The following is a 26,358-nucleotide window of genomic DNA, read 5'->3' on the forward strand; positions in this document are numbered from 1 at the left end:
ACGCCTAAATTCTTTTTAGTCTCGCGTTTCGGGGGACAATATAAAAGAATTGTTAGGGGCACTGCAAGATTTTTTTCTCATTTAAGTCATATTTAACGATCGACATGACAGCTTACAAAAGCTATGTGCCCGAAGAATAGCCGTTATTTATTCTAAACATTTTGTTTTCTTTAGGGAAACCAATTTTTTAGCTACTTTGCGTTTTGAAAACCGCCATAGTACTTCACCGGCGACCAGCTTGGGATAATAGCTGGCAGTTTGGGATCAAACTTTTTGTATTCCTCAGCACCATATACTGGCTGACCACCCACAACTGTTAATACAGATTCGATTCCTTTGATTTTTTCTTCAGGGACGCTGAAGTAGTCATCAGATAACAAGACAAAGTCGGCATACATGCCAGGCTCTAGCGTTCCTTTTACTTTTTCTTCATTGGAAAACCATGCACTGCCTTTGGTATACACTTGTAAAGCATCGGCTCTAGATAGCACATTGTCTTTGCTATAGAGCTGGGTGCCACCGACTGTCTTACCTGTGCTTAGCCAATATAAAGCAATCCAAGGATTATAGCTTGAGACTCGCGTACCATCTGTCCCTGCACCGAGCGGAATACCCATATCAGAAATCTTTTTAAAGGGCGGGGCAGTACTAGCCGCTTCTTTGCCATAACGATCAACGAAATACTCACCAGCATAAGACATCCGGTTTTGAACAGAGATTCCACCATTTAAGCGTTTGATTTCTTTGAGCGTCTCATCGTTTATGGTCTCTGCATGATCGATCGCCCAGCGCATATCGTTACGGATTTTGCCGTTGTTTTCACGGTCAATTTCATCTACTAAGTCGACGATGAGCTTGGTGTTTTCACCATAGGTTGAATGCTGTCTAAATGGCCAGCCTTCATTCACATGCATTTGAATGATTTCTTTAGTCTGCGCGCGCCAGCCTTCGTTGTTTTTGATGAGCGGCTTTGGTGCGAGGAAGTTCTCGAAGTCGCCAGCTGCCCACGTCATATATTCACCGCCGCCTTTTAGCTCATAACCGTGCTCTAGAGCGGTGTCTTCATTGATAGAAGCTTCGTTGTTCGCCATCCATTTTTCAAAGGCAGCGCGCTCCTCTCCTGCTTTTTGCGGGAATAAATAGTAGGAAATGCGTAGTGATGAGTCACCACTGGTTGCTAGTGCCTTAGACGCTTCATAGTCTTCTGGGAACGTATGGCCACCGCCGCCTGCATCAATCGCGCTGGTGAGACCAAAACGGTTGAGCTCATGGTTGAAGTGCTTGGTCGAGTTGATCATCTCTTCTTTAGATAGGGCTGGCAAAGCACCAATCACTTTATATAAAATCATGGCATTAGGTTCGGCTAAGAGTACGCCTGTCAGCTTACCGTTTTCATCTTTCTCGTAACGGCTTTGATCATTGGGCGGCTTAGTGTTTTCATCTATATCTAAGGCTTTGAGACCTGCTTCATTCAGCCAGCCGCGGCTGTATAAGTACAATACAAAGGTAGGAGTATCACCCGTTGCCTCATTAATCTCTTCAATAGTTGGCATGCGCTTTTCTTCAAACTGATGCGGCGACCAACCGCCAATCACGCGCACCCACTGACCTTCAGGCGTTCTATCAGCTTGCTCTTTTAACATTCGTAAGGCTTCTTTTAGAGACTTGACACCATCCCAGCGCAGCTCAGTATTATAAAAACGGCCTCCGCGGGTCACATGCAGATGCGAGTCATTAAGTCCTGGTATCAACGTTTTACCATTGGCATCGATGGCTTGAGTGTCCTTGCTACGAAGACGTAGGATGTCTTCATCGCTGCCTGTCCGTAATACTTTACCGTCTTTTACCGCAATCGCTTCGGCAGTACTTCTCTTATCATCCATTACGGCTACTTTTGCATTGGTGACGATCATATCTGCCACTAACGTTTTAGGGGTGCTTACGCTTGATGGTGGGTTCTGTACTGCACAGGCGGTTAAGACGCTCGTTGCACCAATAAGCAAAATGATATTTTTTATCATCAGAAGTCCTTTACTGTCGATTAAAAATTTTAATTTATCACAACCTCTTAATTGAAAGATGCTCCTATTAAAATATACTAATAAATTTTACAATGTAAAAACAAAGCGTTTTGCTCTGCTTTGGTTGCTATCTATCTGATATGACTGTCTTATCATATAAATATTTTTTTATCATATAGGCATTTGCTAATGGTACAGACCAAAAAAAAGCAAGATTGCCATAATGTGACAATCTTGCTTTTGATATTATAAAAAACTAAAAAACAACCGATAAAGAACTTTTAAAACTCGTTCAACTGCTTAAAAGACATTAATCACGCCTTATCGTCTTCTTCACGACGTAGACCGTCTTGCCATTTAGCGCCTTGCGTAGAGATGTTTTCTCCCTCGCTGCTATCATGCCCATTGTGGTCATTTAGCTGGCCATCATCTGTGTCTGATTGAGTATCAACACTGCTACTATGGTTATAACTCATGCGTTCGCTAAGTGTTGATTCAGCGTCACGACTACGATGATCAAGTGCTTCAGCTTCAGGATGGGCCTCATCGAAGTCAGTTTGTGCGTTGAGATTTTCGGCTGTACTTTGTTCATCCGCCATTTTGACATCGCCATCCGACTCATAACCGTGAGCCGGATTGTCATCGCCAGTAGGCTCAGTATCTTTGGTTGAAGTATCTCTGACTGGTACACCATTATTAGATTGGGCAGCGCTTTTGAGCTCAGCATAATCCGTCAGCTGGTGCACGGCATTCTCTAAACTATGAGGGTTAAAGCGCTCTTGTACATGTAAAAGATGTTCATCAAGTACGTCGGTAAGCAGAGAATCAAAACGTAGTGCGTTGTATTTAATTAATTGCTCAGCCTCACTTTCAGTAATAACACCACTTTGGCTAGCATGGACTACGTGATCTTCAAAGGTTAAGCCCTCAAAGCTATCGTTATGTTCTGCTTTTTTGAACTTTTGCCATAGTGGCTCAACTTCGAGCAGCGTCTGATAAGCGTGTTCCATACGTCCAGTAACATCATCAGGATCAGTATTGTAGTACACCATTGTTTTGAGATAATCACGAAATGGGTTGGCTTCATGGTCATCCATAAAGATATCACCCAGTTTGGTTTTGAGCTCATCACTAGCGGGCGTAAAGATACGTCCACTTGGGAATGTCACAAAGCTAACCACATTGGCCGCCATCCGATTAGGGAAGTTGGCAAAAAATGCAACAAAGGCTTCTTGAATAGTATATAGGCTATTTTGTAGGGCGACCTCTGCGTGTAAGCGCTCTGCTTCTGACTTACTACCATGCTCATAAAACTGCAAGATAGCGGTGGCAATAAATAGATGACCATGAATATCAGCCAAGCGTCCCGACAACATCTCTTTACGCTTCAAGTCTCCAGCGAGTAGACCTAGCGCCATATCGGCAGTAAGGGCGAAACCAGCGCTCAAGCGGTTGATATGTTTGTAATAAGGACGAGTAAAACTGTCTGCAAAGCTTGGCGCGTCACTACTACCGCCGACGTAGCCTGCGACAAAGGCTTTTGCCCCGCGGTTAAAGGTGTAACCTAAATGCTTAAAGAACAGGTTATCAAACTGCTTTAGCGCATCTTTTTTATCTTCACTTTGCAATAATTGCAACTCATCGAACAGATAAGGATGACAACGCATAGCACCTTGACCAAAAATCATGAGCGAGCGTGTCAGAATGTTTGCACCCTCAACCGTAATAGAGACCGGAATAGATTGATAAAGGGGAGCTAAGAAGTTACGCGGACCCATTTGAATGGCACGACCACCAACGACATCCATGCCATCATTGACGACTTCACGCATGGTTTCGGTTGCATAGTATTTTGCCATTGCCGTCATCACCGATGGCGTACCACCTTGGTTAAGACCGCAAGTGACAAGGTGACGAAATGCCTCTAGCATATAGGTATTACTAGCCATACGACTGGTGGCATCTTGGACGCCTTCGAATTTACCAACCGATATTTTGAACTGTTCGCGTACCTTTGCAAAAGCACTCACCGACAAGTAACTCATCCCGCTTGCTGACGTTGAAAGCGCTGGTAAAGAGATACCGCGTCCAACCCCGAGGCACTCCATGAGCATACGCCAACCGCGACCAGCATTTTCGACGCCGCCGATAATATAATCTAGTGGAATGAAGACATCTGTACCATCAACCGTACCATTCATAAATGGCGAGCCACTTGGATAATGACGTGGACCCACGATAACGCCTTCATGATCTGCAGGTACTAAGGCACAAGTGATGCCATAATCAGTCTTGTTAGGATCACCGAGCAACCCTTCTGGATCGTGCATTTTAAATGCTAAACCCACGACGGTTGCGATAGGAGCAAGCGTAATCCAGCGTTTAGAAAAGTTCATACGCAGACCGAGCATGTGCTCACCTTTATGGGTGCCATAACACACCACACCTGTATCAGGGATAGCGCCAGCATCAGAACCAGCCTCAGGCCCCGTCAAGCCAAAGCAAGGCACTTCTTCGCCTATGGCCAGTCCAGGCAACCAGCGTTGTTTTTGCTCATCTGTACCATAGTGCATCAAAAGCTCGCCTGGACCGAGCGAGTTTGGCACCATGCAGCTAACCGCAGCTGTTGAAGAGCGCGAAGCGATTTTACTCATCACGCGACTTTGGGCGTACGAGCTGAACGCCAACCCGCCATACTCTTCAGGAATAATCAATCCTAAAAAGCCATTGGCTTTAATAAACTGCCAGGCTTGCGGCGTTAAGTCTTTACAATCTTGAGTAATCTCCCATTCATCAAGCATGGCACATAGCGTCTCAACTTCATTATCAATGAAGCTTTGTTCGCGTTCAGACAATTCAGGATAAGGGTAGTTGGCAAAGGTATCCCAGTTTGGTGCACCCATAAACAGCTCTTTTTCCCACCAGCTAGTACCAGCATCGAGCGCTTCACGTTCAGTATCACTCATACTTGGCATGGCACCACTTAGAGCCTTATAGACAGGCCTCGTAATAAGAGCTTGGCGTATGGGGGCAATCAACAACATCAAACACAAAAGCGCTATTGGAACACCCAATATGAGTGACCACGGACTGATAAACGCAGTAACTATGACAGTGATTATGGCAACGATACTACCAGTGACACGAGATAAAGACAGTAAAAATATGGCCAAGATAACGGCTAACTGAATGATTACTGCTAAAATAAATAAGCCAATCGCCATGACTGTCTCCTTGGCAAAACGTGGGTGAGAAATCGAGAAATACAAAATTAGATGGTATTAGTAATCAGAGCCGATAGTGAGTCAACCCTCATACATATCGTCTTTGAGCCTATTTTTTATCCTTGCTTTAAAGCCTCATTAAATCTTATTATTTATCAGATCAGGCTACAAAAACGATTTTATCCACCAATATGAAATAGTTCTCATGAACTATCAATAGACAAAATGCTACGCTATGTCGACAATATGTATCAACTCGTCCTTTTCAATTTTTTCAAGTAAAACAAACAATCTATAGAACCGTATAAGTCAAAAGGGCGATAAGCCGTTTTCAGCGTAGGATAAGGTATCGTTACGACCAACGATAATGTGGTCTATAAAAGTGATATCAAGTAAATCACAAGCTTTTTTTAGCTCATAAGTTAATAAGTTGTCTGCCGTTGAAGGCTGTGCATCAGTGTGAGGGTGATTGTGAGCGACGATTAATTGACTGGTTGCATGGCTCAGCGCATGTCGAAGCACGTGTTTGATACAGACAGAGCAAGAGGAAATACCACCTGTAAACAGTACCTCAAAATTCAATAAATTGAGTGCGTTGTCCAAGCACAGTACGGCAAAGACCTCACGATGCTCGCCGCGCAATTGCGTGCTGATATAATCTTTGACTGCCTGTGAGCGTCCAAGGGCTTGACCAGTTTTGAGCTGACTGTCCAGATAGCGTGTACCCATCTCAAGCGAGGCCAGTATCTGAGCATATTTGGCAGGTCCGATACCATGACAAGCAAGTACTGTCTCTTGCGGTGCAGCTAAAAGCTCAGCGAGGCTACCAAAATGATTAATGAGCTGACGAGCAAGCTCGATAGCTGACTGCGATTGAGTACCGGTGCGTAAAAATATCGCCAAAATTTCTGCATCAGTTAAATGTGCTGCGCCAAACTTCAGCAGCTTTTCACGTGGTCTGTCATCTGCGTGCCAGTCTTTTATAGCCACTATTTTTCCTTAAAGGTGGGTTGATTTTAATTAAATAAGAGAGTAAACAAGATTAGGGAAGAAAACTTTCCCCAATTTATCGCATAATTGTTACTATAAACGCAATTTTATCTTCTAACTTTTTACTGATGTTATGCCTATGTCTAATATTGTGCTCGCTATTACTGGTGGTATTGCCGCTTATAAGTCTGCAGTTTTTGCCCGTTTATTGATCAAAGCAGGGTTTGACGTGCGTGTCATTATGACGACAGGCGCGCAAGCCTTTATCACGCCATTAACCTTACAAGCGCTGACTGGTAACGAAGTGCATATCTCATTACTTGATGAGCGTGCTGAGGCTGGCATGGGGCATATTGAGCTTGCCAAGTGGGCCGACTTGATAGTCATTGCCCCAGCATCAGCCAACACTTTAGCTCGATTGGCAATGGGAATGGCTGATGACTTACTAACAACGGTATGCCTTGCAACTACCGCACCAGTATTGATTGCACCAGCGATGAACCAGCAAATGTGGGCTCATCCAGCGGTCAGCTTAAATGTGCAGACGCTAGCCGATATGAATTATCATATTATTAAGCCTGCAAGTGGTGAGCAAGCGTGCGGTGATGTAGGGGCAGGGCGCTTGCCTGAGCCTGAGCAGCTGTTAGCAGAAGTGCGTTTATTTAGCGCGCAGCAAACTATCCCGCAAAATTTACACGGTAAAAAGGTCGTAATTACCGCAGGACCTACTGTTGAAGCGATCGATCCGGTACGCTATTTATCCAATCATTCTTCAGGGAAAATGGGTTTTGCACTGGCACAAGCCTGCGTAGAAGCAGGCGCGCAAGTGACGTTAATCGCTGGCGGTAAAGTTGCGCTATCAACGCCGCTTGGGGTCACCCGTATCGATGTGTTGTCTGCTGCAGAGATGTTAACGACTGCCCAGCAATGTGTGGCGGGTACGCATCCTGCTTTATTATCTCTGTCTGAGAATGGACAGAGTGATAATCATGAGCTCTATCATATGCATAGCCACCACCACGAACACGGAGAATGTGATTGTCATGAACCAGACAGTCAGATAGAGCCGCAAAGTGTGGCGCTAGGCGGTATAACGTCAAACGGTAATTTGGATACACTGCCCTTAAATAATTCGCGCCATGCTGATGTTTTTATCGCCACGGCTGCGGTCGCTGATTATCGTACGCAAGAAGCTGCTCCGCAAAAAATCAAAAAAACTCAAGACGCTATGATGCTAAATCTAGTCAAAAACCCTGATATCTTAGCGTCCATTTCACACGCCTATCCTGACATGTTTGTCGTCGGTTTTGCAGCAGAAACGCAAGATGTAGAGCACTATGCACGCGGTAAGCTGGCTGCTAAGAATTTGGACTTGATTGCCTGTAACGACGTCTCACGCTCAGACATTGGTTTTGCAAGCGATGATAATGCCATGCAAGTGTTTTTCTCCGAGCGTTATGAGCACGATACGGTAATGCTAGAGAAAACAAGCAAAGATAAGATTGCCGCACAGCTCGCTACCATCATTGGAGAGACTCTGATGCAGCGTCTAAATGGTTAGTTATTTAGTCATAAATATCAAGTCGCAAATGATATATCTATCAGGGATATTGTGATGGACATGACTGATAGCGATAGCACCCAGACCGTATTACTGATGGCAGTCTTTGCGCTTGCATCACTACTGCATGGTATCAGCGGGTTGGGTGTCACCTTGGTCACCACCACTGCGCTTGCTAGCATGTACCCGCTGCCGTACGCCATCGTGCTGATCATTTTTCCGTCATTGTTGCTTAATGTCATGACATGGCTGGCAGGCGGTGGCCGTAGTGTTTGGCAAAACTTTATCTATTACGGCAGACGCTATTGGCTGCTCGCGTTAACCAGCTTGCTCGGTAGCATTTTGGGGGCGAAGTTATTACTGTGGGTCGATAGCGCCTATATTTTAGTACTGCTGGCGGCGGTCATTGGCTATTATGTGGTCAGTAGCTTACTCGGTAAGCAAATCCGCCTGCCTGATACCAAGCCAGTACTGATTATCGTTGGCTTTAGTGCAGGCGTTATTGGTGGTGCGACCAACGCGATGTCGACCATCCTGATGATGTATTTGCTCTCTGCCAGCAATGATAAAAACACCATCGCCAAAGTCGGCAACATGTGTTATTTCTTGGGTAAAATTGCTCAAATCATCGTATTGCGTGAGCCAATCATGGCGCTTGGCCGTGGTGAGTGGCAGCTGATAGCGGTACTTAGTGTATTGTCGGTTGCGACGTTGTTGGTTGGTATTCGCCTGCGTCGTTATTTGCCGCAAGCACGCTTTCGCCAGCTTATTTTATTGATTCTCACCGTACTGGGGCTGCGTGTGGGCTGGCAGGGCGTGATGGCGTTTTTGTAGTAAAGTCAGTATCAAATAGAATCAAACCATCAATTATTACGGGCTACTGGTATAAATTTTGCTTGGGTGCTGCTATCGTTCGATGCTGCGCAAAATTCATCCCAGTAGCATTAACTCGGTTTAAAGTGAATTGACTATAGGGAGTGCTTTTCAGGTTAACGATTGAATAAATTTAACACGATGGTCGCGATAATACTGATAACTATCATAGTGACCACTGGAAAATAAACCCGAGTATTGCCTGAGGTGTGCTTAATATCGCCTGGCAGATTACCTATCCAAGAAAACGCGCTAGGAAACAGCAGCCAAATAATCCCGATAATGACCAGTATAGCCCCTATAATAATCAATATCTTTGCCATATAAAGCCTCGCTAATCTTATTTTACTCTTTTGTATCGACCATACATGCGCTTAACCTTAACCAGCTATTTCACCAAAATATAGCTTCTGAGCGATGCGAAAGGTGTTACAGTGTGCCTCGACCACATCTTCAATATCTTCTGAATAGCCACCGCCCATGACGATAGCGACTGGAATGTGAGCGGCTTTTGCTTGCTCAAGCACATATTCATCACGAGCTTTGCAGCCTGCTTGCGTTAAGCCAAGTTTACCCAGTTTATCGGTCGCCAGCACATCGACCGCAGACTGATAAAAAATTATATCGGGTGCGACTTCGCTGATCAAACGCGGCAAGGTGTCTTTTAATATCTGTAAATACTCTGCATCCCCTGTATCGTTCGCCAGCTCAATATCAAGATCAGAGACTTCTTTACGAAATGGATAGTTTTTGGCGCCATGCATACTAAAGACAAAAACGCGCGGCTCATCCGCCATAATACTGGCATTACCATTGCCTTGATGCACATCCAAATCTACGATTAAAATCTTTTGCGCCTGCCTGCGATTAAGCAGTAGATTACTGGCGATACACACATCGTTAAAAACGCAAAACCCCTCGCCATGATCGGCAAACGCATGATGAGTGCCGCCTGCGACATTCATCGCCACCCCATACTGCTGGGCATATAACGCACATTCATAAGTGGCATGAGCGATATGACGACCTCGATTAACCAATGCTTCTGTCATCTCAAAGCCAATAGGTCGCGCTTCTTTGCGCGGCAAGGTTTGGGTTTTAAGCTTATACCAGTAATCCTCAGTATGTGTGGTTAAGATTTCTTCTTCTGTCAGACGTTTTGGCGCAAAAAAATTCTCGGTGGTGATAGTCCCTTCTTCAAGCAAGCGCTCAGGAATCATCGTGTATTTTTGCATGGGAAAGCGATGCTTGTCAGGTACGGTGTAACGGAAAATATCAGAGTAAGCAATTTTTAGCATAATTTTCAATTGTGTCAGTGTTTAAAAGAGTGATAATGAATTTTTGAAAGCATTTTTATTATCTTTAATAGTTTAGAGGCAATAAAAGATAGGACTATAGTCTCTACTAAATAAAAGTGTTCTACATTTCATTTGCATAAGAGGCTGATAAAAATTTTCTTGCTTGTTGTGCCTACGCAGACAGAGGCTACGAAAATTTCTATCAGCCCCGCCTCAATATTTTCAAAGTAGATTTGTTGTGTTATTTTTTAAATTAAGCATTTTTATTGGACAAACTGAGTCGGAAGGAAAAAGGTTCTGGAGTCTGCTTGCTGGCGTAGCTCTATAAGTAACGTTTGTATATCTTCAGCAGGGTCTTGAGTGTTGATTAAATCATCAAATATCTCGTAAGCGACCGTAGTCATGGCAATCACACTTTGTAGCAGATGCTCAAGGATATGATCATCGATGCCAACTGCCTCGACATCGATAGCATGTTTATAACGTATTTCGCCATCATTCACATCCATCTCTAAATTGCCAATCAGCATGTCGTAATTAATTTGGGTGATGAGGAGCATTGCTGCGTTTTGATGACTCTCAGGCACTAAAAACGGCAAGATACCATAGACCGCAAGCAAGTTGTTTTTCTCTTGTACCCGAAACAGATAGCCACATTCTAATTGTTTATTGCGCATTCTTAACGATAAATGATGCGATTGCTGGCTGTCATTGGTTTTTGGTCGATAATGAGTGTAGTGCCACTGTTTATCATTAAAATACTGTTTAAGATAATTGACGATAGGTATGTCAGTATTTTTATCTTGATTTATAGTCTGTTTTAGAGAGTCTGATTTAGCATTATCGCTGTCTTTTTTATTATCGCTATTAACATCAGTATCGTTATCAACGTCAATGTCAGCCTCAAGTGATAAGGAGGACTGCGACACTTTTGCGTCATCGATCACAGCCTGCGGTGCTGAAGCAGTCAGGAACCGTTTGAGTTTTTGCCACAGGCTGAGTTTGTTACGTTGACTCATAGGTGTTGTACTGACCAATAAATAATATTAAAAACAGATGAATAAGCTAAAACCGCAAATTATGCCTCTTTAAATACAAAATCATCTTTGATGCTAGGTTGCGCATAAAATGCTTGTAACATGTTATAGATATGAGTGGTCAGCCATGTACTTTCAAGAGCATCATGTACGATAGGAAGTATGGCAGTACTTAATTGTGCCATAGCTTGCTCATCAATATATAAGCTCGCTGCTACTGCTGCAATCGTATCCGACTGATGGTTGGCATACCAAGTATCGACGCTGGCTGAGACCAGGCTACGTAAGTAAGGCGACAAGCGTAGGCGATTGTAGCTTTGCTGAATGCTGGCTTCAATATGATCAATACTGCTATTATCGGCCTCATCGTTTAGATAAGTCTGCATCTCGCTAATCGGTTGGTCTTTGATACGTCCCCAACCTGTTATCAACAGCCGCGCGACTTCTTCATTTGACAAATGTGCTTGAGCGTTGGTTTCTGCGCGCTGCGTCAAGTCTTTAATATTACGATGCAAGTAGGTTTGCAGTTTTTCATCTAGGTTTCTGTTGGTGGCCTTTTCAAACGAGCTGCGGCCAAGCTTCATCAGCTTGCCCACGCCGCCTGCTTTATCGAGCGTGCTCTCCATAAAGTCATTGATGGCGTGATACAGCGTTTGCGTTAGCAAGTCGGCAAAGGTCTCGTTGCCGATCAGCGTATGAATGAGGGCGTTACGCTGCTCGTCATGACGGCCGACATAGTGGGCAAGAGTTTCAATCTGATGGTCGTCCACCAGCTCAGAGAGGGGGACGTTGTCGTTGATCGGATGGTAGATGATGGTATGCAAGATATCGCGGATATCGGTGCGCATGACATCGCTCATCGGTTGGCTCAGTAGCCAGTCGTTAATTAGATGCTGCAAATCATCGGCGCTGATGTACTTATGTAATGGCTGCGCGCCAAGCCACTGCCAAGCCTCTAGGGCCAGCGGCTCTGCTTGCTGCTGTAACCACTGCTGCGTAAAGGCTACTTGCGCCTCGATTAAGCGCTCTATCGTCAGACTCGTATCTGACACGTTGTCGTGTGGCTGAGTATCTGTCACTTGCATATGAGAAGTGGCGGTTTGGGTTTTTAAAATAGAGTTATCTTTTGAAGTCTGCATAGGTTTTGAGGTCATAGTAATGGACAATTTGTTATACTGTGTGGTTGGGGTAATATCAACCCCAAAAAATACGTTTGTCGGTGTCAGCCTTATTCATTTAGGGGACACAGGCAAGTTTTTGTGAATGGTAAGCGCATCAACTATTATGTCATGAAAGCAGTATTCGTTTGTGATGAATATTGATAACGCTTAATAAATAACGAGAGTTTTGATGACGGCACTGGATGCACCCTTACTTGCGCTCGATAAGTTGACTGTCCAGCGCGGTGAGACGCCTTTATGTGAAGAGGTCGTGCTCAACTTACCTGCTGGTAGCATCTGCCATTTGGTCGGTGCCAATGGTACGGGTAAGACGACGCTACTGATGCAGCTGGCAGGATTGCTACCTGTGTTGACGGGTACGGTGCGCTATCAAGGCGTCGAGAGCTTACCTGTACAGCCGTTATACGTCTCGCATCAGCTGGGCATTCATCCCAATCTGACGGTCGCGCAAAACCTGACGTTTTTGCTAAATTTGTATGGTATCGCGCCAAGCGCCGCTGACATTGATGCCGCTCTCACTTGGGTGGGGTTACAAGGCTTTGAGACTATAAGCTCAAGCCATCTATCCGCTGGGCAGACGCGGCGCATTACTCTTGCCAGATTGTATTTATTGACGCCTGAGGTGACACCATTATGGCTGCTTGATGAGCCGTTTACCGCGCTGGATGTCGATATGGTGGCACGAATGGAGGATAGGCTGTGCGACTTTGCCAAAACTGGCGGCGCGATATTGATGACCAGTCATCAGGCAGTCGCTGTGGCCAATCAAGTGCTCGATTTGTCGGATTATATGGTATAAGCGCGATGAGCCTAAGTGAAAGGATGAATAATGACAGATAGCCTAGGGCAAGACCTGCCAATGCAAGCAGCAAAGCCGCGCTCAAATATCTCCGATGGTACGCGCGGTATCAGCTTTGGGCAACTCTGGCGACGCGAATGGCAGGTCAAACAGCAAGGTGCGGTACAGTGGCTGTATCCGCTCGTCTTATTTTTAGTGATTATTACTTTGTTTCCGCTGGCTGTCGGTAGTGAGCCTGCGCTATTGCAGCGTTTAGGTGTGTCTGCTGTGTGGATTGCCGCGCTCTTGTCATTGGTGATGGGGGTTGATGGGTTGTTTAAGCCCGCGCTCGATAATGGCACGCTGGCGCAGTTGGTCGTTGCCAAAGCCTCGTTACCGTTATGGGTGCTAATTCGCCTAGTCATACACTGGATTTTTAGTAGCGGCATTGTGGCGGTGCTCAGCTTATTGGCGGTGCCGCTATTTCAGCTTAGCTGGTTTGAGGCGTGGATATTACTGGCCTCTATCGTGACAGGCAGCCCGATGCTGCTGATGCTCTCTGCCGTCGCCAGTAGTTTGACACTGTCATTAAAAAACGGTGCCGTGCTGGTGCCGCTGATAGCTTTGCCCATGCAGCTTCCGGTATTGATTTTTGCCACTGGCGCGGTGGATTTGTTTGCCACAGGTCTCAATGGTTTGCCGATACTAGCGCTGTTATTAGCTGGTAGCATCATCTCGGTACTCGTGATGCCATGGGTGATTGCCGTGACCTTAAAGATGGCGTGGCTCAATTAAAAAAACCTTTATATCAACAGCATGTTGAAAACGGGCAACTTTGCTATAATAGCCAATTAACGATACAAACAAGTCACTTGTAGATTCTATCCAGTGTTTAACGCCGGCAGGTTAGCGGATAGCAGCAATCATGATGTCGTAGCATCCATGATGCCATATCTGTCAAACCACTATGCTGTGTAAATAGGTTTATCCCCATGCCCAACCTGAATAATGTCTCATCTCCTAGCCTGTGGCAGCGCATTTGGCAAGGCTTTTTGACCACTGTTGGTACCAAGCAGTTTTTTCGCATTTTTGCGCCTTGGGTCAAGTGGCTTGCCATACTTGCCAGTATTTGCCTTGTAATCGGTAGTGTCTGGGGGCTGGCTTTTGCGCCGCCCGACTATTTACAAGGCAACAGCTACCGCATTATCTTTATCCATGTGCCCGCCGCCAGTATTGCTATCTCTATCTATTTTGCCCTTGCTGTATTGGGGGTTATCTTTCTCGTTTGGAAGATTAAGACGGCTAGTTTAGTGGCGCAAGCGCTTGCCCCGCTGGGGTTTTTGCTTTGCGTGATCAGCTTGATCACTGGCTCCATTTGGGCAAAGCCTACTTGGGGAACGTATTGGGTCTGGGACGCACGTTTAACATCTATGCTGATTCTGGCGTTTTTGTACGCAGGCGTCATGGCATTGTTTGCCGCCTTTGAGCATACAGCCAATCGCGGCAAAGCGGCGGCTATCTTGTCTATCGTCGGTGCGGTCAATTTGCCAATTATCAAATACTCGGTACAGTGGTGGAATACCCTGCACCAAGGATCGACTTTTACCTTAACCGCCGCACCAAAAATGTCGGCCGATATGTGGATGCCGCTGCTGCTCATGGTCATCGGCAGTTATTTACTGGTGGCGACCTTGGCGATTTATCGCACCAACACTCTGATTTTGTACCGTGACCAAGGTAAAGCGTGGGTGAAAGAATACATTCGCGGGCAAGCCAAATAACCGTCAATCATACAAACAATGGCTAGGAGCTGATTATGCAGCCTTACTTTTATAGCGTATCTGAATTTATCGCCATGGGTAAGCATGGTGTGTTTGTTTGGTCGTGTTGGGCGATTACGGTGGGCGTGATGCTGGCTTTTATCATTTATAGTCGCAGACAGCGACAAGCGCTGATCAAACAGCTCACCATTCAACAAGCGCGGCAAGCTCAGCGTACTGCTAAGACATCCAACCCTGCAACCAAGTAGGTGCTATAAAAATTATTTTAATATCATAGCTTTAGAGCGTAACATCGTATTTTTTTAAATCATAAAATATGAGCGTATTAACGTTTGCAGGCTTATTGATTTGCTCAAAAAATGCTACCATATAGCGATTAGAAGAGTACGATTAGAAAAATATTTTAAAAAGGTTTTTCTAATGGTAGTTTCTTCAATATTTTCTGTTTTATAGGTTTATATGTCATTGGATATGATTTATATAGTCAGTTCAAAGTAAATCGTTATAGATTTAAACGCGTTACTGGTATAAATTTTATTTGCGTGCTGTTATCGTTCGATGCTGCGCAAAATTCATCCCAGTAGTGCTATGTTATTTTTAGAATGAATCGACTATAAGACAGTGACTCATCAATGAGGTAGTGGTATGAACGCAGTTCGTCGCAAAAAACTGATGTGGGTGATGTTTACGCTGGCAGGAGCCGCGATTGCCGTGGCGTTGGTCATCTATGCTATTGGACAACAGACCGATTATTACTTTGATGCGACGGCTATCGCCCAAGGGGAGGCGCCACAAGACAAGCGCATTCGTGCAGGCGGAATGGTCGTCGCTGGCAGTGTGCAGCGCGCGCCAAATGATCCATTAAACGTTGAGTTTGCGATTACTGACTTTGAGTCGACGGTACCTGTGACTTATCAAGGTATCTTGCCAGACTTGTTCGCTGAAAACTCTGGCGTCGTTGCGACTGGTAAGATGCAAGGCGAGACCTTTGTCGCAGGTGAAGTGCTTGCTAAGCACGACGAGAATTACATGCCGCCTGAGGTTGCTAAGTCTATGAAAGAGAACAACCGCAATGGATTGACGCCGCCTTCTGAGCAGTACAATCCAGCAGAGCCAATCCATGAGACCCAAACGTTGCAGCAGTAGCTTTACACATCTACTAACAGCAAAAGCGCCGCTAATCAGCTGTTAGCGGCGCTTTTTTATATGGGTGTTGATATAAAAGTTAGTCATCCCATACAGGAGTATAGTCAGGATGCTCGATCTTACGGCCATCGCTACGAGCCAAGTTGCCAATTTTTTCTAATTCATCGGCGCTAAGCTGGACATTGATGGCATCCAAGTTACCTTGCAGGTGGTCGGGATTGGACGTCTTGGGAATAGCCACACGGTCTTTGTCCGATAATATCCAAGCCAATGATATTTGTGCAGGCGTCACGTTGTGCTTATCCGCAATCTCTTTAATAACGTCGTTATCAAACACATCGCCGCGCGCAAGTGGTGAGTAGGCTTCCAATAAAATATGGTGATTATTCAAAAAAGTCTGCAAGGTGTTTTGTTTGATAAACGGATGAAACTCTACTTGGTTGACGACAATGGGTACATCAGCGTGTTTTTTTGCTTCAATGATATGAGCGATATTAAAGTTAGAAACCCCAATATGACGCGTTAGCCCTTGTTTTTGCAGCTCGCACAGCGCAGGAATGGTCTCAGACAATGGCACACGATCATCAGGCCAGTGTAATAGCAGTAGATCGACGTAGTCAGTATCTAGGTTTTCTAGTGAGCGCTTGGCAGCTGTCATCAGTTTTTCTGGTTGAAACTTCATATCATCAGGGAAAATCTTGGTGGTCAAAAAGAACTTATCACGAGCCACGCCTGATTGCTTAATACCTTCCCCGACCTCTTTTTCATTGTCATAAGCTTGCGCAGTATCAATATGCTCATAGCCCATTTTTAACGCTTGACTGACGACATCGACACAGTCTTGGCCCGTTGATTGCCAAGTGCCTAATCCCAATACAGGAATATTGGCTTTGCCTGCGGTACGAATATTATAAGTTTTCTTGCTCATATTATTATCCTTATTATGTGTTGAGTGTGGTTTTATAGCTGTTTATATAAGAGTTCTCTAAACAAGTAATAACTAAATTCAGTGTCACTACCTATCAATGTCACCACCTGAGTGAGAAGCTTTTAAACCTGAATTAACAATCGTTATATCATAGTGTTAATTGTAAAACTTGCCCTAACAGAACAACTAGGCAACCCAGCTACTATAGAAAAAAATAGAATAAAGTGAAAGAGTGAGTGACGGTTTCCTACAAAGCACAAACAGGCTGTAACGTCACTATATGTTTTAAAAAATCATTGCAATAGCACAGCATGATATCGATTTTGAAGATATTTAGTTTTCTATTTCTTAATCATTTATTAGTCAATAACAGGAGTTTGTCATGATCAAATTTACCAATGCAAATATCTATCGCAATAGCGAGGCTACTGAGATTTTAGTTAAGGACGGAATAATTGAGCAGATCGGTAAAGGCCTGCCCGCCGCTACGGAAGAGATTGACTTAAAGGGCCGTTTGGTAGTACCGCCTTATGTAGACTCACATTTGCATCTTGATTATGTCTATACGGGCGGCGGCGATGCTGCCAAGAACGCCTCAGGGACGCTGTTTGAAGGTATTGCACGCTGGCACGATGTCAAAAAAACGCAGTCTTTTGAAGAAGCCAAAGCGCGTATGTTAAAAGGTATTCAAGAAGAAGTCACCAAAGGGGTGCAATATATTCGTACCCATATTGACATTTGTGATCCTGATTTAACTGGGCTTAAAGCGATGCTGGAGCTGCGCGAAGAATTAAAAGACAACGTTACTATTCAAATCGTTGCTTTCCCGCAAGAGGGCATGTACGCCTACAAAGGTGCTGTTGGGCTAATAGAAGAAGCGCTAAAGATGGGCGCGGACTGCGTTGGCGGTATTCCACATTTTGAATGGGCGTACGAGTTTGGTCAAGATTCTGTACGCAAGACGGTTGAGCTTGCACTCAAGTATGACAAACTCATCGACGTGCATTGTGATGAAACCGATGACCCGATGAGTCGCCACGTGCAATTGCTAAATGCTTTGGTCATGATTGAAGGTATCGGTGCGCGTACGGCGGCCAGTCATACTTGCTCATTTGGTTCTGCAGATGATGCTTATGCGTTTCGTATGATGGGACTTTTTGAGCAATCAGGTATGAACTTTATTGCACTGCCGACCGAAAACGCTTATCTGCAAGGTCGTCAAGATACCTATCCAAAACGTCGTGGCCTCACGCGAGTGAAAGAGTTTTGGGAAAATGGTATTAACATCTCTTTTGGTCAAGACTCCATCAATGACCCTTGGTATCCAGCGGGTAATGGCAACATGATGAATATCTTGGATAATGGTATTCACTTGGCACAAACCATGTCCTTACCGCAGCTTGACGTCTGCCTTGACTTTATTACTTTTAATGGCGCTAAGACCTTAAATATCGAAGATCAGTACGGTATAGAAGTCGGTCGTGCGGCAAACTTTTTGGTATTAGATGCGACGAGCCCATTTGAAGCGGTGCGTCAGCGCTCGGATATGTTGGCATCAATTCGTAATGGTAAGTATCTGTTTAAAAAACCTGAACCTAGTTATGATATTGAGCTGGACTTGTTTAAAAGCTAACTATAAAATCTAAACCATAAAAAAAGCCCACTACTTATAAGTAGTGGGTTTTTTTGTGTTTACGACTTGTGTTATTAGCTCTGTTAATTAATTCAATTTAGCAGTATTTAATGGTCTAAAATCTTTAGCCATCAAGCTCTCGATTACTGCGCTGCTTCTGCTTCTACAGGGGTAGTGCCTGCAGCCGCTTCGGTAGCTGGTGCAGTATTAGCATCCCAGATTTTTGGATACTTGTAGCCTGGGAAAGTATCATGAGCATACTTTTTAAATGCTTCTGAATTATAAGTGTTGGTGACGTCTTCCACCCATTTTTTACCCACATCAGCAGATTTAACCGCTGACCAGTTGACATAAGCAAAGCTTGGCTCTTGGAATAACGCTTCGGTTAGCTCAATACCAGCATCGGTTGCATAGTTACCATTGATCACAGCAAAGTCGACTTCGTCACGAGCGCGTGGCAATTGAGCAGCTTCTAATTCAACGATATTAATATCATACTTACTGTTATCAGCGATATCAGTCTTTGAAGCTGTCAGTGGATCGATGTTGTCTTTTAGCGTGATCCAACCAAGGTCATCCATCATCACCAAAGCGCGAGCAAAGTTGCTTGGATCATTCGGTGCTGAGACGCTCATGCCTTTATAAGCCTCATCAAGAGTGTTCTTTTTGCCTGAATAAATACCGAGCGGCGCAGTTGGTACTTGGAAAACTTCGACCAGATCAAGGTTGTTTTCTTTTTTGAAGGTATCAAGATAAGGCTTATGCTGGAAGATGTTGATGTCCAAATCGCCTTCAGCCAGTGCAAGGTTAGGGCGGACATAGTCAGTAAAAGGCACTAACTCAACTTCATAACCTTGCTCTTCTAGTGAGGCTTTGACTTGATTGCGCACCATATCAGCAAAGTCACCTTCGGTTGTACCGATGACAATTTTTGTGTGCTCAGGATCGATATCGCTGGCCGCGGTTTGGGCGGTTGTGCCTTCGCTCACAGCTTCTTTATTTGCTTCTGGCGCTGATGAGTTGTTACAACCGACCAACACTAGGCTGGATACACCAACAGCGGCAAATGCAGTTGCCAGCTGACGGCTAATATCTGTTAATTTCATAAGATTTCCTCAGGTCAATAAATAATTGGATAGTAAAACAACCATTAAAAAAGCAACATTATGAATAGTAATGCTGCTTTTACAAAAAATTGGATGACGGTCAAATTAAACCTAGTCAGCTGCAATGTCAAGTATTCTATAAAGTGGCTTAACGCTTGTCTAAGCGAGTCGCCAGCCAGTTACCAAAGGCTTGAATTGAGATGACCATAATCGATAGCATAAGAACGATAAAAATCATCACTTCAGTTTGATAGCGATAATAACCATAACGAATCGCTAAGTCGCCTAAACCACCGCCACCAATCATACCAGCAGCTGCTGAATAAGAGAGTAGACTAATACATAAAATGGTGACAGATAATACCAGTCCTGATCTTGCTTCATTGAGCAATACTTTGATAATCGTAAAAGGACGTGCACCCATTGACTCAGTCGCCTCGATAATACCACGTGGTACTTCACGCAGATTTTGCTCGACCAAACGGGCAAAGTAGAACGAGCCAGCAATTGCTAGGACTAAGGACGCTGCTATTGGTCCGATACCCGTACCGACAATGGCCTTGGTAAAAGGACTCATGGCAATCATCAAAATGACAAAAGGGAAAGCACGCATAAAGTTGGTGATACCGCCTAATATTGCATACAATCCTTTGTTTTGTAAAAACTGTCGATCACTAGATAAAAATAAGAATATCCCAAATAGCCCACCAATCGTAACAGCAGCAGCGGTCGAAATACCAAGCATGACAAAGGTGTCAAACGATGCTTGCCAAATCTCTTTACGAAGCGCATACAGCTTATCTACTGAGGCGGATAGTTCAGTACCAGTTAACATATCTATTTATTTTACCTCATTAATCTTCAACGACTAAGCCTTTGCCTATCGGAGTGGTTGCTTGAATCAGACCTTCTGTTACCTCTGCAACCTCAAGCAACTTCCCTTGGTGCAGTAATGCGGCCCGATCACAGAGTCTACGAATCACGCTCATTTCATGAGTGACAATCACGATGGTCACGCCAAGCTGGTCATTGATATCGCGCAGACAGGTCAACAAACTGCGAGTCGTTGCAGGGTCAAGCGCACTGGTCGGTTCATCAGCCAATAAAACCTTTGGACTTGGGGCAATCGCGCGCGCGATACCGACACGCTGCTTTTGTCCGCCTGAGAGCTGCGCAGGATAGTGACCAGCACGATCAGTTAGGTCCACAATCTCAAGACAGTCCATGACACGTTTACGTACATCGCGACTAGGATAGCCTGACACTGTCAAATTAAACGCCACATTATCAAAGACGGTGCGATTGGCCATTAGGTTAAATTGTTGAAAAATCATACCAATATTGTGACGCGCAATACGTAAATCACTGGCGGACAACGTCGTCAAGTCAGTACCATCAATGATGACTTGACCGCTATCAGGACGCTCAAGCATATTGATTAATCGTAGTAAGGTAGACTTACCAGCACCTGAATAGCCCATCAAACCAAAGATTTCACCTTGTCGAACAGACAGTGATGTTGTTTCAACCGCAGTAAACCAATGCGGCTTACCATCTTTATCTTTTATGGATCGGTCGCTTAAAAAGCTTTTGGTCACGTCATGTAGGACGATCATATCGCTCATGGAATGCTCGAAGTTTAGTAAATAAGGTAGCGGTGATAGTGTCGATATACTATTGCAAGATGACAGCGTCAAATCTATATTAATAGCTATATGATAAGGGGCAGTAATATAGCATATTTCTGGACGTTTTGGATATGAACATTCGAGAACCGCTTATAACGATATAGATATTAGCGTCAGTAGAGGTCTACCAATAAAGGACAGTAATAAAGTTTTGGTGCTTTAAGAGATATAAAGACAAACAAGTAACAAGCTATACAGCCATGCTGCGAAGCTTGAAACAATAGCTAGCTTGGTAGCGTCTAATCATGATTGTCATGGTTTTTGTGAAGATTATGCTTGACTGGAATGACCACCAAAAACCTAGTATGACCATTGATGGTATCGGTAATAATTTGGCCTTGATGAGCGGTGACGATTTGTGACACCAGTGATAAACCTAGACCTGAACCTTTATTCTTTTGCTGTAAGCGTACAAACGGACTAAAGATCTCTTCGCGTTTGTCTTTTGGGATACCAGTACCTTCATCAATAACGGCAAGTACTGCATATTTTGGTAACGGCCGCTCATCCTCTGGTTTGACTTTTTTAAGATGTTTCTTAAATAAGCTTTCTTTACGGGGTGGACTATTGTTGTCAGTATTGGCGTCACTGTTATTACCAGTACTGGCTTTAGCTGAATTTTCTTTCGTACTAGCCGCGCTTGCTTTTTCAGTTGTCTGCTTGTGAGGTGCAGCTTTGTTGGCTCCAGCGTTATTGAGCCCATCAGATACTAAATGTTGCTCTTGTGACTCTGGGACGATATTCCAAATGACTCTTTTGATTCTGTCAGTCAAATCAGAAGCAAGTTTACTATGACCATTGGGGAGCGTCTTGCTATTATTGCTGGGGGCTAAGACATCTGCTGTCTGCTTTTGACTATTGCCGTTATCAGATGTATCTGTTAATTGACGAGCTTCATTGTGATTGACGCTGTTCTTATCACTTTTTTCATCATGAATAGCGAGCGTTTCGCCATTTTTAAAGATAATAGGGGCTGGTATGACATCTGGTTGTTCTGATGCATTAGATGGTATCTCTTCATCAGATGGAGTGAGTATTAAGTTATCTTTTTGCTCATCTTTTGGTTGCTCTGTTACATCGGTGTGTTTGTCATAATGTGAGTGGCCATAGTTTGAATGACCATAGTCAGCAAAGCTACTGCATACTAGCGAATCTAATAAATATTCAGGTAAGGTGTCTGCCTCATTGAAGGTTTGCGCGCCATATAGCAAGATAGTCACTGGAGGAACGCCATGCAACATAGCATTGTTTAGTAGGTTGCGAATAAGATGAGTCAGCATTAATGGTTGACCATCAATCACAATATGTTCGCCAATCAATGTTGCTTCTGGATAATGCTGACGCTCTTGATTTACTAAGTCATATAGGTCTACACGCTCAACCTGCTGCATTGCATGTCCGGCATCGAGTCGGCTTACTAACAAGATACTTTCGACCAAATCATTAAGCCCTGACAAATCACGATTGATCGCTTGGGCACGTTTATCAAACTTTGCTTTTGTATCACTTGGCATCGAACCTGCCAGCATATCCATCATCTCTATCTGTAGACGAATACGGGTAATGGGCGTGCGCAGCTCATGCGAAGCATGGGCCAGTAATAAATTATTGGCATCAATCAGATGTTCGATCTTTTGCGCTGCTTGGTTGAACCCGTGGGCAAGCGAGGCAATTTCATCATTGCCGCGACTATTGACACGTACAGTGAAGTCACCGTCGCCAAGTTGACTCATTTGCTGACTCATATGATTGATGCGCCATGTCATTGAACGCGCGATCCACCATAGTACGCCTGCCATAATAATAAGCAGGAGTAGGGTTCCGGTAAACAGATTTAATGCTGCAGACAATGCTGGTTTTTTGGGTGCTAGACGTGATTCATACAGCAACGTATAGCCAGTACTACTATAGACTTGAGCTTGTTGAGTGGGAGGCGTTTCTGAAAAAGAGGGGAATATAACTGTCAATAGTGAAGGCGTTGCAGGCAAATCTAGAGGCAGATCGCTGTTGTCTGTTTGCATAAGCAGGCGACCTTGACTGTCATACAGTCCCATTTTTGCTTGCAATGATTCATCAAAAATATCAAAGCTTTTTTTGACCACTGCCAACATAAACCGCGCTTGCAAACGATTATTCTTACTAACAGCTGTATTTAATTCATGCAAAAAAGGATCGATCTGTCCAAGTATTTGGGTTGCCACCACTTCAGAGCGAATACCAGCATTCTTATCATGGACAAGCTGTGTCAATAACACCATAGCGACTGCAAACAAAACGAGTGCCAGCATGACACTAGCAAATAGTTTGGCAAACACGGAGCGAAAACCCAACTGCTGCATTACATGCTCTCTATTATCAAACGCTTATATCAATGACTAACAATAGCCATCGCGGTTGACGTGATGGCTATTTTTATTTGGTCATTACTTTAGTGGTTTACACAAACCGATTTTACGCATCAGATAAGTCATTAAACTTGATCAGTTGCAAATTGATAACCAACGCCGCGTACAGTAATAATGCGTTTTGGCTGGCGCGGATTGTCCTCAATTAAGGCGCGTAAACGTGAGATGTGTACATCAATTGCACGATCAATGTTATCAGAGCTATCATCGTTTGGCATTGCCTGCCATAACTGCTCACGATTCAGCACTTTACCAGAATGAGTCGCAAAGTAGTGTAATAGTTGGAACTGATGAGTGGTCAAACGTACTGGCTGCTCATCAATGGTCACTTCATGGCTATCAGGAAACACGCTCAAACGTCCAAAAGTTAAGCTATCAGACTGACTGTCGGCTTGATTGGGCTGTTCATGACGGCGAACCACAGCGCGAATACGGGCCAATAGTTCACGAGGTTCAAAAGGTTTGGCGATATAATCATCCGCACCCATCTCTAAACCCAACACCCGATCAGTTGTATCACCTTTTGCGGTTAACATAATGATAGGTACTTTATTGGTCATATTGTTTTTGTTGCCGCGTATCTTTTGGCAAACCTGCATACCATCCATATCAGGTAGCATCAAATCTAGTACGACCAAATCAATATCACGCTCTTTAGTGTCCAATATGTCTAGACCTTCTTGACCTAGCCCTGCATGATGAACATCGTAATAGTTCATCGTTAGATAATCGCTAATCAATTCAGCCAAATCTGGATCGTCTTCGATTAATAGGATCTGTTTACTCATGAGCTGTCCTTTAGTAGTGGTCATTATTCAATAATTGTTGTTTTAGTAGTCATGGTTATTTTTCTAATTTTTCTTAGATACATATTACTATAGCGTGTTTATATCATCAGAAAAATGAGCAATATAAATGTTACTGAGTCTATTTTGCCTAACTTAGGCCTTACCACACAAGACGTGCTTTGTTAATATTTCTACACAATGTAACTCGCTACATAATCGATATAACTTATAAAGCAGCTATTTGAGCGACATTTAATAAGAATATAACGTAGAAAACCAAACAAAACGACTGATGTTTTGTTCTGTGACTGCTGGTGTAGTATTTGGATGTTCAATCAAACATCACTATGAAACAATTACCTTTTTACCTACCGACTCTAGGGGCAAATCTGCCAAGCAGATAAGGCTATCATTACTAATACCAGCAACCAAGTATTGCTCAGTGTTAGGATCATACTTGATTACCTCGACTGGCAAGCGAGTTAAGCGTTGATCTTGTTTGATTATCCAAACATTAGCCGTGATTGGCACAAGCGACTGATAGGGCGGCTTTTTTAGTACTGAGAGATCAGCATCGTGAATACCGTATTCAGGCACGATGGTACCAACTTCTATCTGCCCATAATCAACACGTCCAGAAACGAGCATATCAGGTTTGAGCTTATCACGACTGGCTTCGTTTTTGACGACATGAACATAAACCTGTAGCTTGCCAGGCTGATTACTTGTGGCTAACTTTCCAATCTGACCAACAAACTTCTCTGATGAATTCTCGGCTGTAAAATTTACAGTTTGTCCAACTGACAGTTGCGGTTTCATTTTTAGAGGCAGTGTGGCAACAAAACGCAAGTTTTTATCGTCGCTTACACGCAGTAGAGGAGTGCGAGCAGCAACTGGTTGAGTGTTCTTCACATGTAATTTATCCACACGTCCAGAAAAGCTTGCTCGTACTACGATGGACTGTGCTGGTAGATTGGTTGGTATGGCTTGCTCTACAATGGCTGTGTCCTGATCGTCACTAGTGTTTTGTCTATCCGTGTTGTTATCTACAGTGTGGTCTGTTATATCCTTATCAGCCAAATCTTCTTCTGCTAACGCTACATTATTATCTAACTCCTTATTATTACTGCTTATCTCGTCCTCTTGCTCTGTATTAATGGGTGGTTCTACGGTGCTAGTAGCAGCCTTAGTTTCTTGTTCATTATTATTAGTAGATGCAGAAGTCTTACCGACTGTTTCGGCAGGCAATTGACGCTTTACTATTAATAGTGGAGCGTCTTCTTCTACCCATTGTCCCTCTGAAACCAATATCTTTTGCACAATGATGTCATGTGCTGCGACAAAACGTGACTGCTTAGTAGGTTCGATCACTCCTTGCAGGCCAAGGCTTGGCTGATAGCGGGAGGGTTTAATACTCAAAATATAATCAGACGCCATAGTGACACTATTGTCACTAAAGATAATAGGAGAGTCTGCCTGCGCATTTTTTTCGCTAGGCTGTTGATTTTCTATAGGCGTGGGAGGCTGGCAAGCAATTATAAGTAAGGTGCTTAATAAGAAGGCACAGTTCTTGCAGATGTTAGGAAGTCTTATACGCATCGTCATTAATCACTATAGTGAACGTTATTTTATTATATAGAGAAAGAATGAAAGGTGCGATAACTACTATCTAAGTAGGTAACAGTTATCAATGACATATATGAGGTAGAACTACAGAGTTATGCTGACAATCTAAGATAAAACAGACCGGTCATGTTAATCATCCGAATTATTGTAGACGTGGTCTGAATAATTAGAAAGTTTGAGTAGACTATGTTAAAACGAGCGTAAAATACTTGATTTATACAATATAGTTACAAAGCAGACTCAAATACTGGTCAGAAAATTACTGAGATTACTTAACGCGATTCTTGTTTTGTA

At 43.8% G+C, this 26,358-nt stretch carries 22 protein-coding genes; 8 read left to right on the forward strand and 14 right to left on the reverse strand.

What is annotated here, in order from left to right:
- Positions 1-191 precede the first annotated feature (191 nt).
- The 3 genes from Q0895_RS06800 to radC form a co-directional block, all read right to left on the reverse strand.
- Positions 192-2,021, reverse strand: a complete 1,830-nt coding sequence (locus Q0895_RS06800; protein ID WP_299186878.1) for an amidohydrolase — start codon at positions 2,019-2,021, stop codon at positions 192-194.
- A gap of 314 nt (positions 2,022-2,335) precedes the next feature.
- Complete coding sequence (locus Q0895_RS06805) at positions 2,336-5,245, reverse strand: acyl-CoA dehydrogenase (RefSeq protein WP_299186881.1); 2,910 nt, start codon at positions 5,243-5,245, stop codon at positions 2,336-2,338.
- Positions 5,246-5,554: 309 nt separating this feature from the next.
- On the reverse strand, positions 5,555-6,235 hold the full coding sequence (gene radC / locus Q0895_RS06810) for a DNA repair protein RadC (RefSeq protein ID WP_299186884.1): 681 nt from the start codon (positions 6,233-6,235) through the stop codon (positions 5,555-5,557).
- Between the two features lie 139 nt (positions 6,236-6,374).
- On the opposite strand from radC, the gene coaBC reads away from it, so the two are divergent.
- Entirely contained in the window at positions 6,375-7,796 is a 1,422-nt protein-coding gene (coaBC, locus tag Q0895_RS06815; RefSeq protein WP_299186887.1) for a bifunctional phosphopantothenoylcysteine decarboxylase/phosphopantothenate--cysteine ligase CoaBC, read from the forward strand.
- A 60-nt stretch (positions 7,797-7,856) separates the two neighbouring features.
- Positions 7,857-8,630 carry a sulfite exporter TauE/SafE family protein gene (locus tag Q0895_RS06820; RefSeq protein ID WP_299187335.1) on the forward strand — a complete coding sequence of 258 codons (774 nt, stop codon included), beginning with the start codon at positions 7,857-7,859 and terminating at the stop codon, positions 8,628-8,630.
- Between the two features lie 155 nt (positions 8,631-8,785).
- On the opposite strand, the gene Q0895_RS06825 is transcribed toward Q0895_RS06820, so the two are convergent.
- The 4 genes from Q0895_RS06825 to Q0895_RS06840 form a co-directional block, all read right to left on the reverse strand.
- Complete coding sequence (locus Q0895_RS06825) at positions 8,786-8,992, reverse strand: DUF2905 domain-containing protein (RefSeq protein ID WP_299186890.1); 207 nt, start codon at positions 8,990-8,992, stop codon at positions 8,786-8,788.
- 57 nt (positions 8,993-9,049) lie between these two features.
- The gene (locus tag Q0895_RS06830) at positions 9,050-9,967 is read right to left on the reverse strand and encodes a histone deacetylase (protein WP_299186893.1); all 918 of its coding nucleotides are present in this window, start codon (positions 9,965-9,967) and stop codon (positions 9,050-9,052) included.
- A 263-nt stretch (positions 9,968-10,230) separates the two neighbouring features.
- Positions 10,231-10,986, reverse strand: coding sequence for a YbjN domain-containing protein (locus tag Q0895_RS06835; protein WP_299186895.1), 756 nt, complete (start codon positions 10,984-10,986; stop codon positions 10,231-10,233).
- A gap of 59 nt (positions 10,987-11,045) precedes the next feature.
- Complete coding sequence (locus Q0895_RS06840) at positions 11,046-12,158, reverse strand: hypothetical protein (RefSeq protein ID WP_299186898.1); 1,113 nt, start codon at positions 12,156-12,158, stop codon at positions 11,046-11,048.
- A 196-nt stretch (positions 12,159-12,354) separates the two neighbouring features.
- On the opposite strand from Q0895_RS06840, the gene ccmA reads away from it, so the two are divergent.
- From ccmA to ccmE, 5 genes are all read left to right on the forward strand, one after another.
- Positions 12,355-12,984, forward strand: coding sequence for a heme ABC exporter ATP-binding protein CcmA (ccmA, locus tag Q0895_RS06845; RefSeq protein WP_299186901.1), 630 nt, complete (start codon positions 12,355-12,357; stop codon positions 12,982-12,984).
- Positions 12,985-13,044: 60 nt separating this feature from the next.
- Positions 13,045-13,758 carry a heme exporter protein CcmB gene (locus Q0895_RS06850; protein WP_299187341.1) on the forward strand — a complete coding sequence of 238 codons (714 nt, stop codon included), beginning with the start codon at positions 13,045-13,047 and terminating at the stop codon, positions 13,756-13,758.
- A gap of 197 nt (positions 13,759-13,955) precedes the next feature.
- Positions 13,956-14,744: a heme ABC transporter permease CcmC gene (ccmC, locus tag Q0895_RS06855; protein WP_299186904.1), complete on the forward strand. Its 789-nt coding sequence runs from the start codon at positions 13,956-13,958 to the stop codon at positions 14,742-14,744.
- 35 nt (positions 14,745-14,779) lie between these two features.
- Positions 14,780-14,992, forward strand: coding sequence for a heme exporter protein CcmD (gene ccmD, locus Q0895_RS06860; protein WP_299186907.1), 213 nt, complete (start codon positions 14,780-14,782; stop codon positions 14,990-14,992).
- A 397-nt stretch (positions 14,993-15,389) separates the two neighbouring features.
- A complete protein-coding gene (ccmE, locus tag Q0895_RS06865; protein WP_299186909.1) occupies positions 15,390-15,890 on the forward strand; it encodes a cytochrome c maturation protein CcmE in 501 nt (166 codons plus the stop codon).
- Between the two features lie 79 nt (positions 15,891-15,969).
- On the opposite strand, the gene Q0895_RS06870 is transcribed toward ccmE, so the two are convergent.
- Positions 15,970-16,818 carry an aldo/keto reductase gene (locus Q0895_RS06870; RefSeq protein WP_299186912.1) on the reverse strand — a complete coding sequence of 283 codons (849 nt, stop codon included), beginning with the start codon at positions 16,816-16,818 and terminating at the stop codon, positions 15,970-15,972.
- Between the two features lie 382 nt (positions 16,819-17,200).
- Here Q0895_RS06870 and Q0895_RS06875 point away from each other — a divergent pair, with 382 nt between their 5' ends.
- Positions 17,201-18,451 (forward strand): amidohydrolase family protein, encoded by a 1,251-nt coding sequence (locus tag Q0895_RS06875; protein WP_299186915.1) that lies wholly within the window; start codon positions 17,201-17,203, stop codon positions 18,449-18,451.
- A 143-nt stretch (positions 18,452-18,594) separates the two neighbouring features.
- Here Q0895_RS06875 and Q0895_RS06880 read toward each other — a convergent pair whose 3' ends face one another.
- The 6 genes from Q0895_RS06880 to Q0895_RS06905 form a co-directional block, all read right to left on the reverse strand.
- Positions 18,595-19,557: a MetQ/NlpA family ABC transporter substrate-binding protein gene (locus Q0895_RS06880; protein WP_299186918.1), complete on the reverse strand. Its 963-nt coding sequence runs from the start codon at positions 19,555-19,557 to the stop codon at positions 18,595-18,597.
- 148 nt (positions 19,558-19,705) lie between these two features.
- Positions 19,706-20,302, reverse strand: coding sequence for a methionine ABC transporter permease (locus Q0895_RS06885; protein WP_197409097.1), 597 nt, complete (start codon positions 20,300-20,302; stop codon positions 19,706-19,708).
- A 109-nt stretch (positions 20,303-20,411) separates the two neighbouring features.
- On the reverse strand, positions 20,412-21,182 hold the full coding sequence (locus tag Q0895_RS06890) for a methionine ABC transporter ATP-binding protein (protein WP_299186921.1): 771 nt from the start codon (positions 21,180-21,182) through the stop codon (positions 20,412-20,414).
- Between the two features lie 302 nt (positions 21,183-21,484).
- Positions 21,485-23,584: a sensor histidine kinase gene (locus tag Q0895_RS06895; protein WP_299186924.1), complete on the reverse strand. Its 2,100-nt coding sequence runs from the start codon at positions 23,582-23,584 to the stop codon at positions 21,485-21,487.
- Between the two features lie 131 nt (positions 23,585-23,715).
- On the reverse strand, positions 23,716-24,438 hold the full coding sequence (locus tag Q0895_RS06900) for a response regulator transcription factor (RefSeq protein ID WP_299186927.1): 723 nt from the start codon (positions 24,436-24,438) through the stop codon (positions 23,716-23,718).
- Between the two features lie 345 nt (positions 24,439-24,783).
- A complete protein-coding gene (locus tag Q0895_RS06905; protein WP_299186930.1) occupies positions 24,784-26,037 on the reverse strand; it encodes an HlyD family efflux transporter periplasmic adaptor subunit in 1,254 nt (417 codons plus the stop codon).
- Positions 26,038-26,358: the final 321 nt, after the last annotated feature.

The sequence above is a fragment of the uncultured Psychrobacter sp. genome (genome assembly GCF_947495825.1).
Lineage (GTDB): Bacteria > Pseudomonadota > Gammaproteobacteria > Pseudomonadales > Moraxellaceae > Psychrobacter.

Bases quoted from the DNA above. Each gene is read 5' to 3' on its own strand.
- Q0895_RS06800 (WP_299186878.1), bottom strand. From the start codon at position 2,021: ATGATAAAAAATATCATTTTGCTTATTGGTGCAACGAGCGTCTTAACC.
- Q0895_RS06805 (WP_299186881.1), bottom strand. From the start codon at position 5,245: ATGGCGATTGGCTTATTTATTTTAGCAGTAATCATTCAGTTAGCCGTT.
- coaBC (WP_299186887.1), top strand. From the start codon at position 6,375: ATGTCTAATATTGTGCTCGCTATTACTGGTGGTATTGCCGCTTATAAG.
- Q0895_RS06820 (WP_299187335.1), top strand. From the start codon at position 7,857: ATGACTGATAGCGATAGCACCCAGACCGTATTACTGATGGCAGTCTTT.
- Q0895_RS06825 (WP_299186890.1), bottom strand. From the start codon at position 8,992: ATGGCAAAGATATTGATTATTATAGGGGCTATACTGGTCATTATCGGG.
- Q0895_RS06830 (WP_299186893.1), bottom strand. From the start codon at position 9,967: ATGCTAAAAATTGCTTACTCTGATATTTTCCGTTACACCGTACCTGAC.
- Q0895_RS06835 (WP_299186895.1), bottom strand. From the start codon at position 10,986: ATGAGTCAACGTAACAAACTCAGCCTGTGGCAAAAACTCAAACGGTTC.
- Q0895_RS06840 (WP_299186898.1), bottom strand. From the start codon at position 12,158: ATGACCTCAAAACCTATGCAGACTTCAAAAGATAACTCTATTTTAAAA.
- ccmA (WP_299186901.1), top strand. From the start codon at position 12,355: ATGACGGCACTGGATGCACCCTTACTTGCGCTCGATAAGTTGACTGTC.
- Q0895_RS06850 (WP_299187341.1), top strand. From the start codon at position 13,045: ATGCAAGCAGCAAAGCCGCGCTCAAATATCTCCGATGGTACGCGCGGT.
- ccmC (WP_299186904.1), top strand. From the start codon at position 13,956: ATGCCCAACCTGAATAATGTCTCATCTCCTAGCCTGTGGCAGCGCATT.
- ccmD (WP_299186907.1), top strand. From the start codon at position 14,780: ATGCAGCCTTACTTTTATAGCGTATCTGAATTTATCGCCATGGGTAAG.
- ccmE (WP_299186909.1), top strand. From the start codon at position 15,390: ATGAACGCAGTTCGTCGCAAAAAACTGATGTGGGTGATGTTTACGCTG.
- Q0895_RS06870 (WP_299186912.1), bottom strand. From the start codon at position 16,818: ATGAGCAAGAAAACTTATAATATTCGTACCGCAGGCAAAGCCAATATT.
- Q0895_RS06875 (WP_299186915.1), top strand. From the start codon at position 17,201: ATGATCAAATTTACCAATGCAAATATCTATCGCAATAGCGAGGCTACT.
- Q0895_RS06880 (WP_299186918.1), bottom strand. From the start codon at position 19,557: ATGAAATTAACAGATATTAGCCGTCAGCTGGCAACTGCATTTGCCGCT.
- Q0895_RS06885 (WP_197409097.1), bottom strand. From the start codon at position 20,302: ATGCTTGGTATTTCGACCGCTGCTGCTGTTACGATTGGTGGGCTATTT.
- Q0895_RS06890 (WP_299186921.1), bottom strand. From the start codon at position 21,182: ATGAGCGATATGATCGTCCTACATGACGTGACCAAAAGCTTTTTAAGC.
- Q0895_RS06895 (WP_299186924.1), bottom strand. From the start codon at position 23,584: ATGCAGCAGTTGGGTTTTCGCTCCGTGTTTGCCAAACTATTTGCTAGT.
- Q0895_RS06900 (WP_299186927.1), bottom strand. From the start codon at position 24,438: ATGAGTAAACAGATCCTATTAATCGAAGACGATCCAGATTTGGCTGAA.
- Q0895_RS06905 (WP_299186930.1), bottom strand. From the start codon at position 26,037: ATGCGTATAAGACTTCCTAACATCTGCAAGAACTGTGCCTTCTTATTA.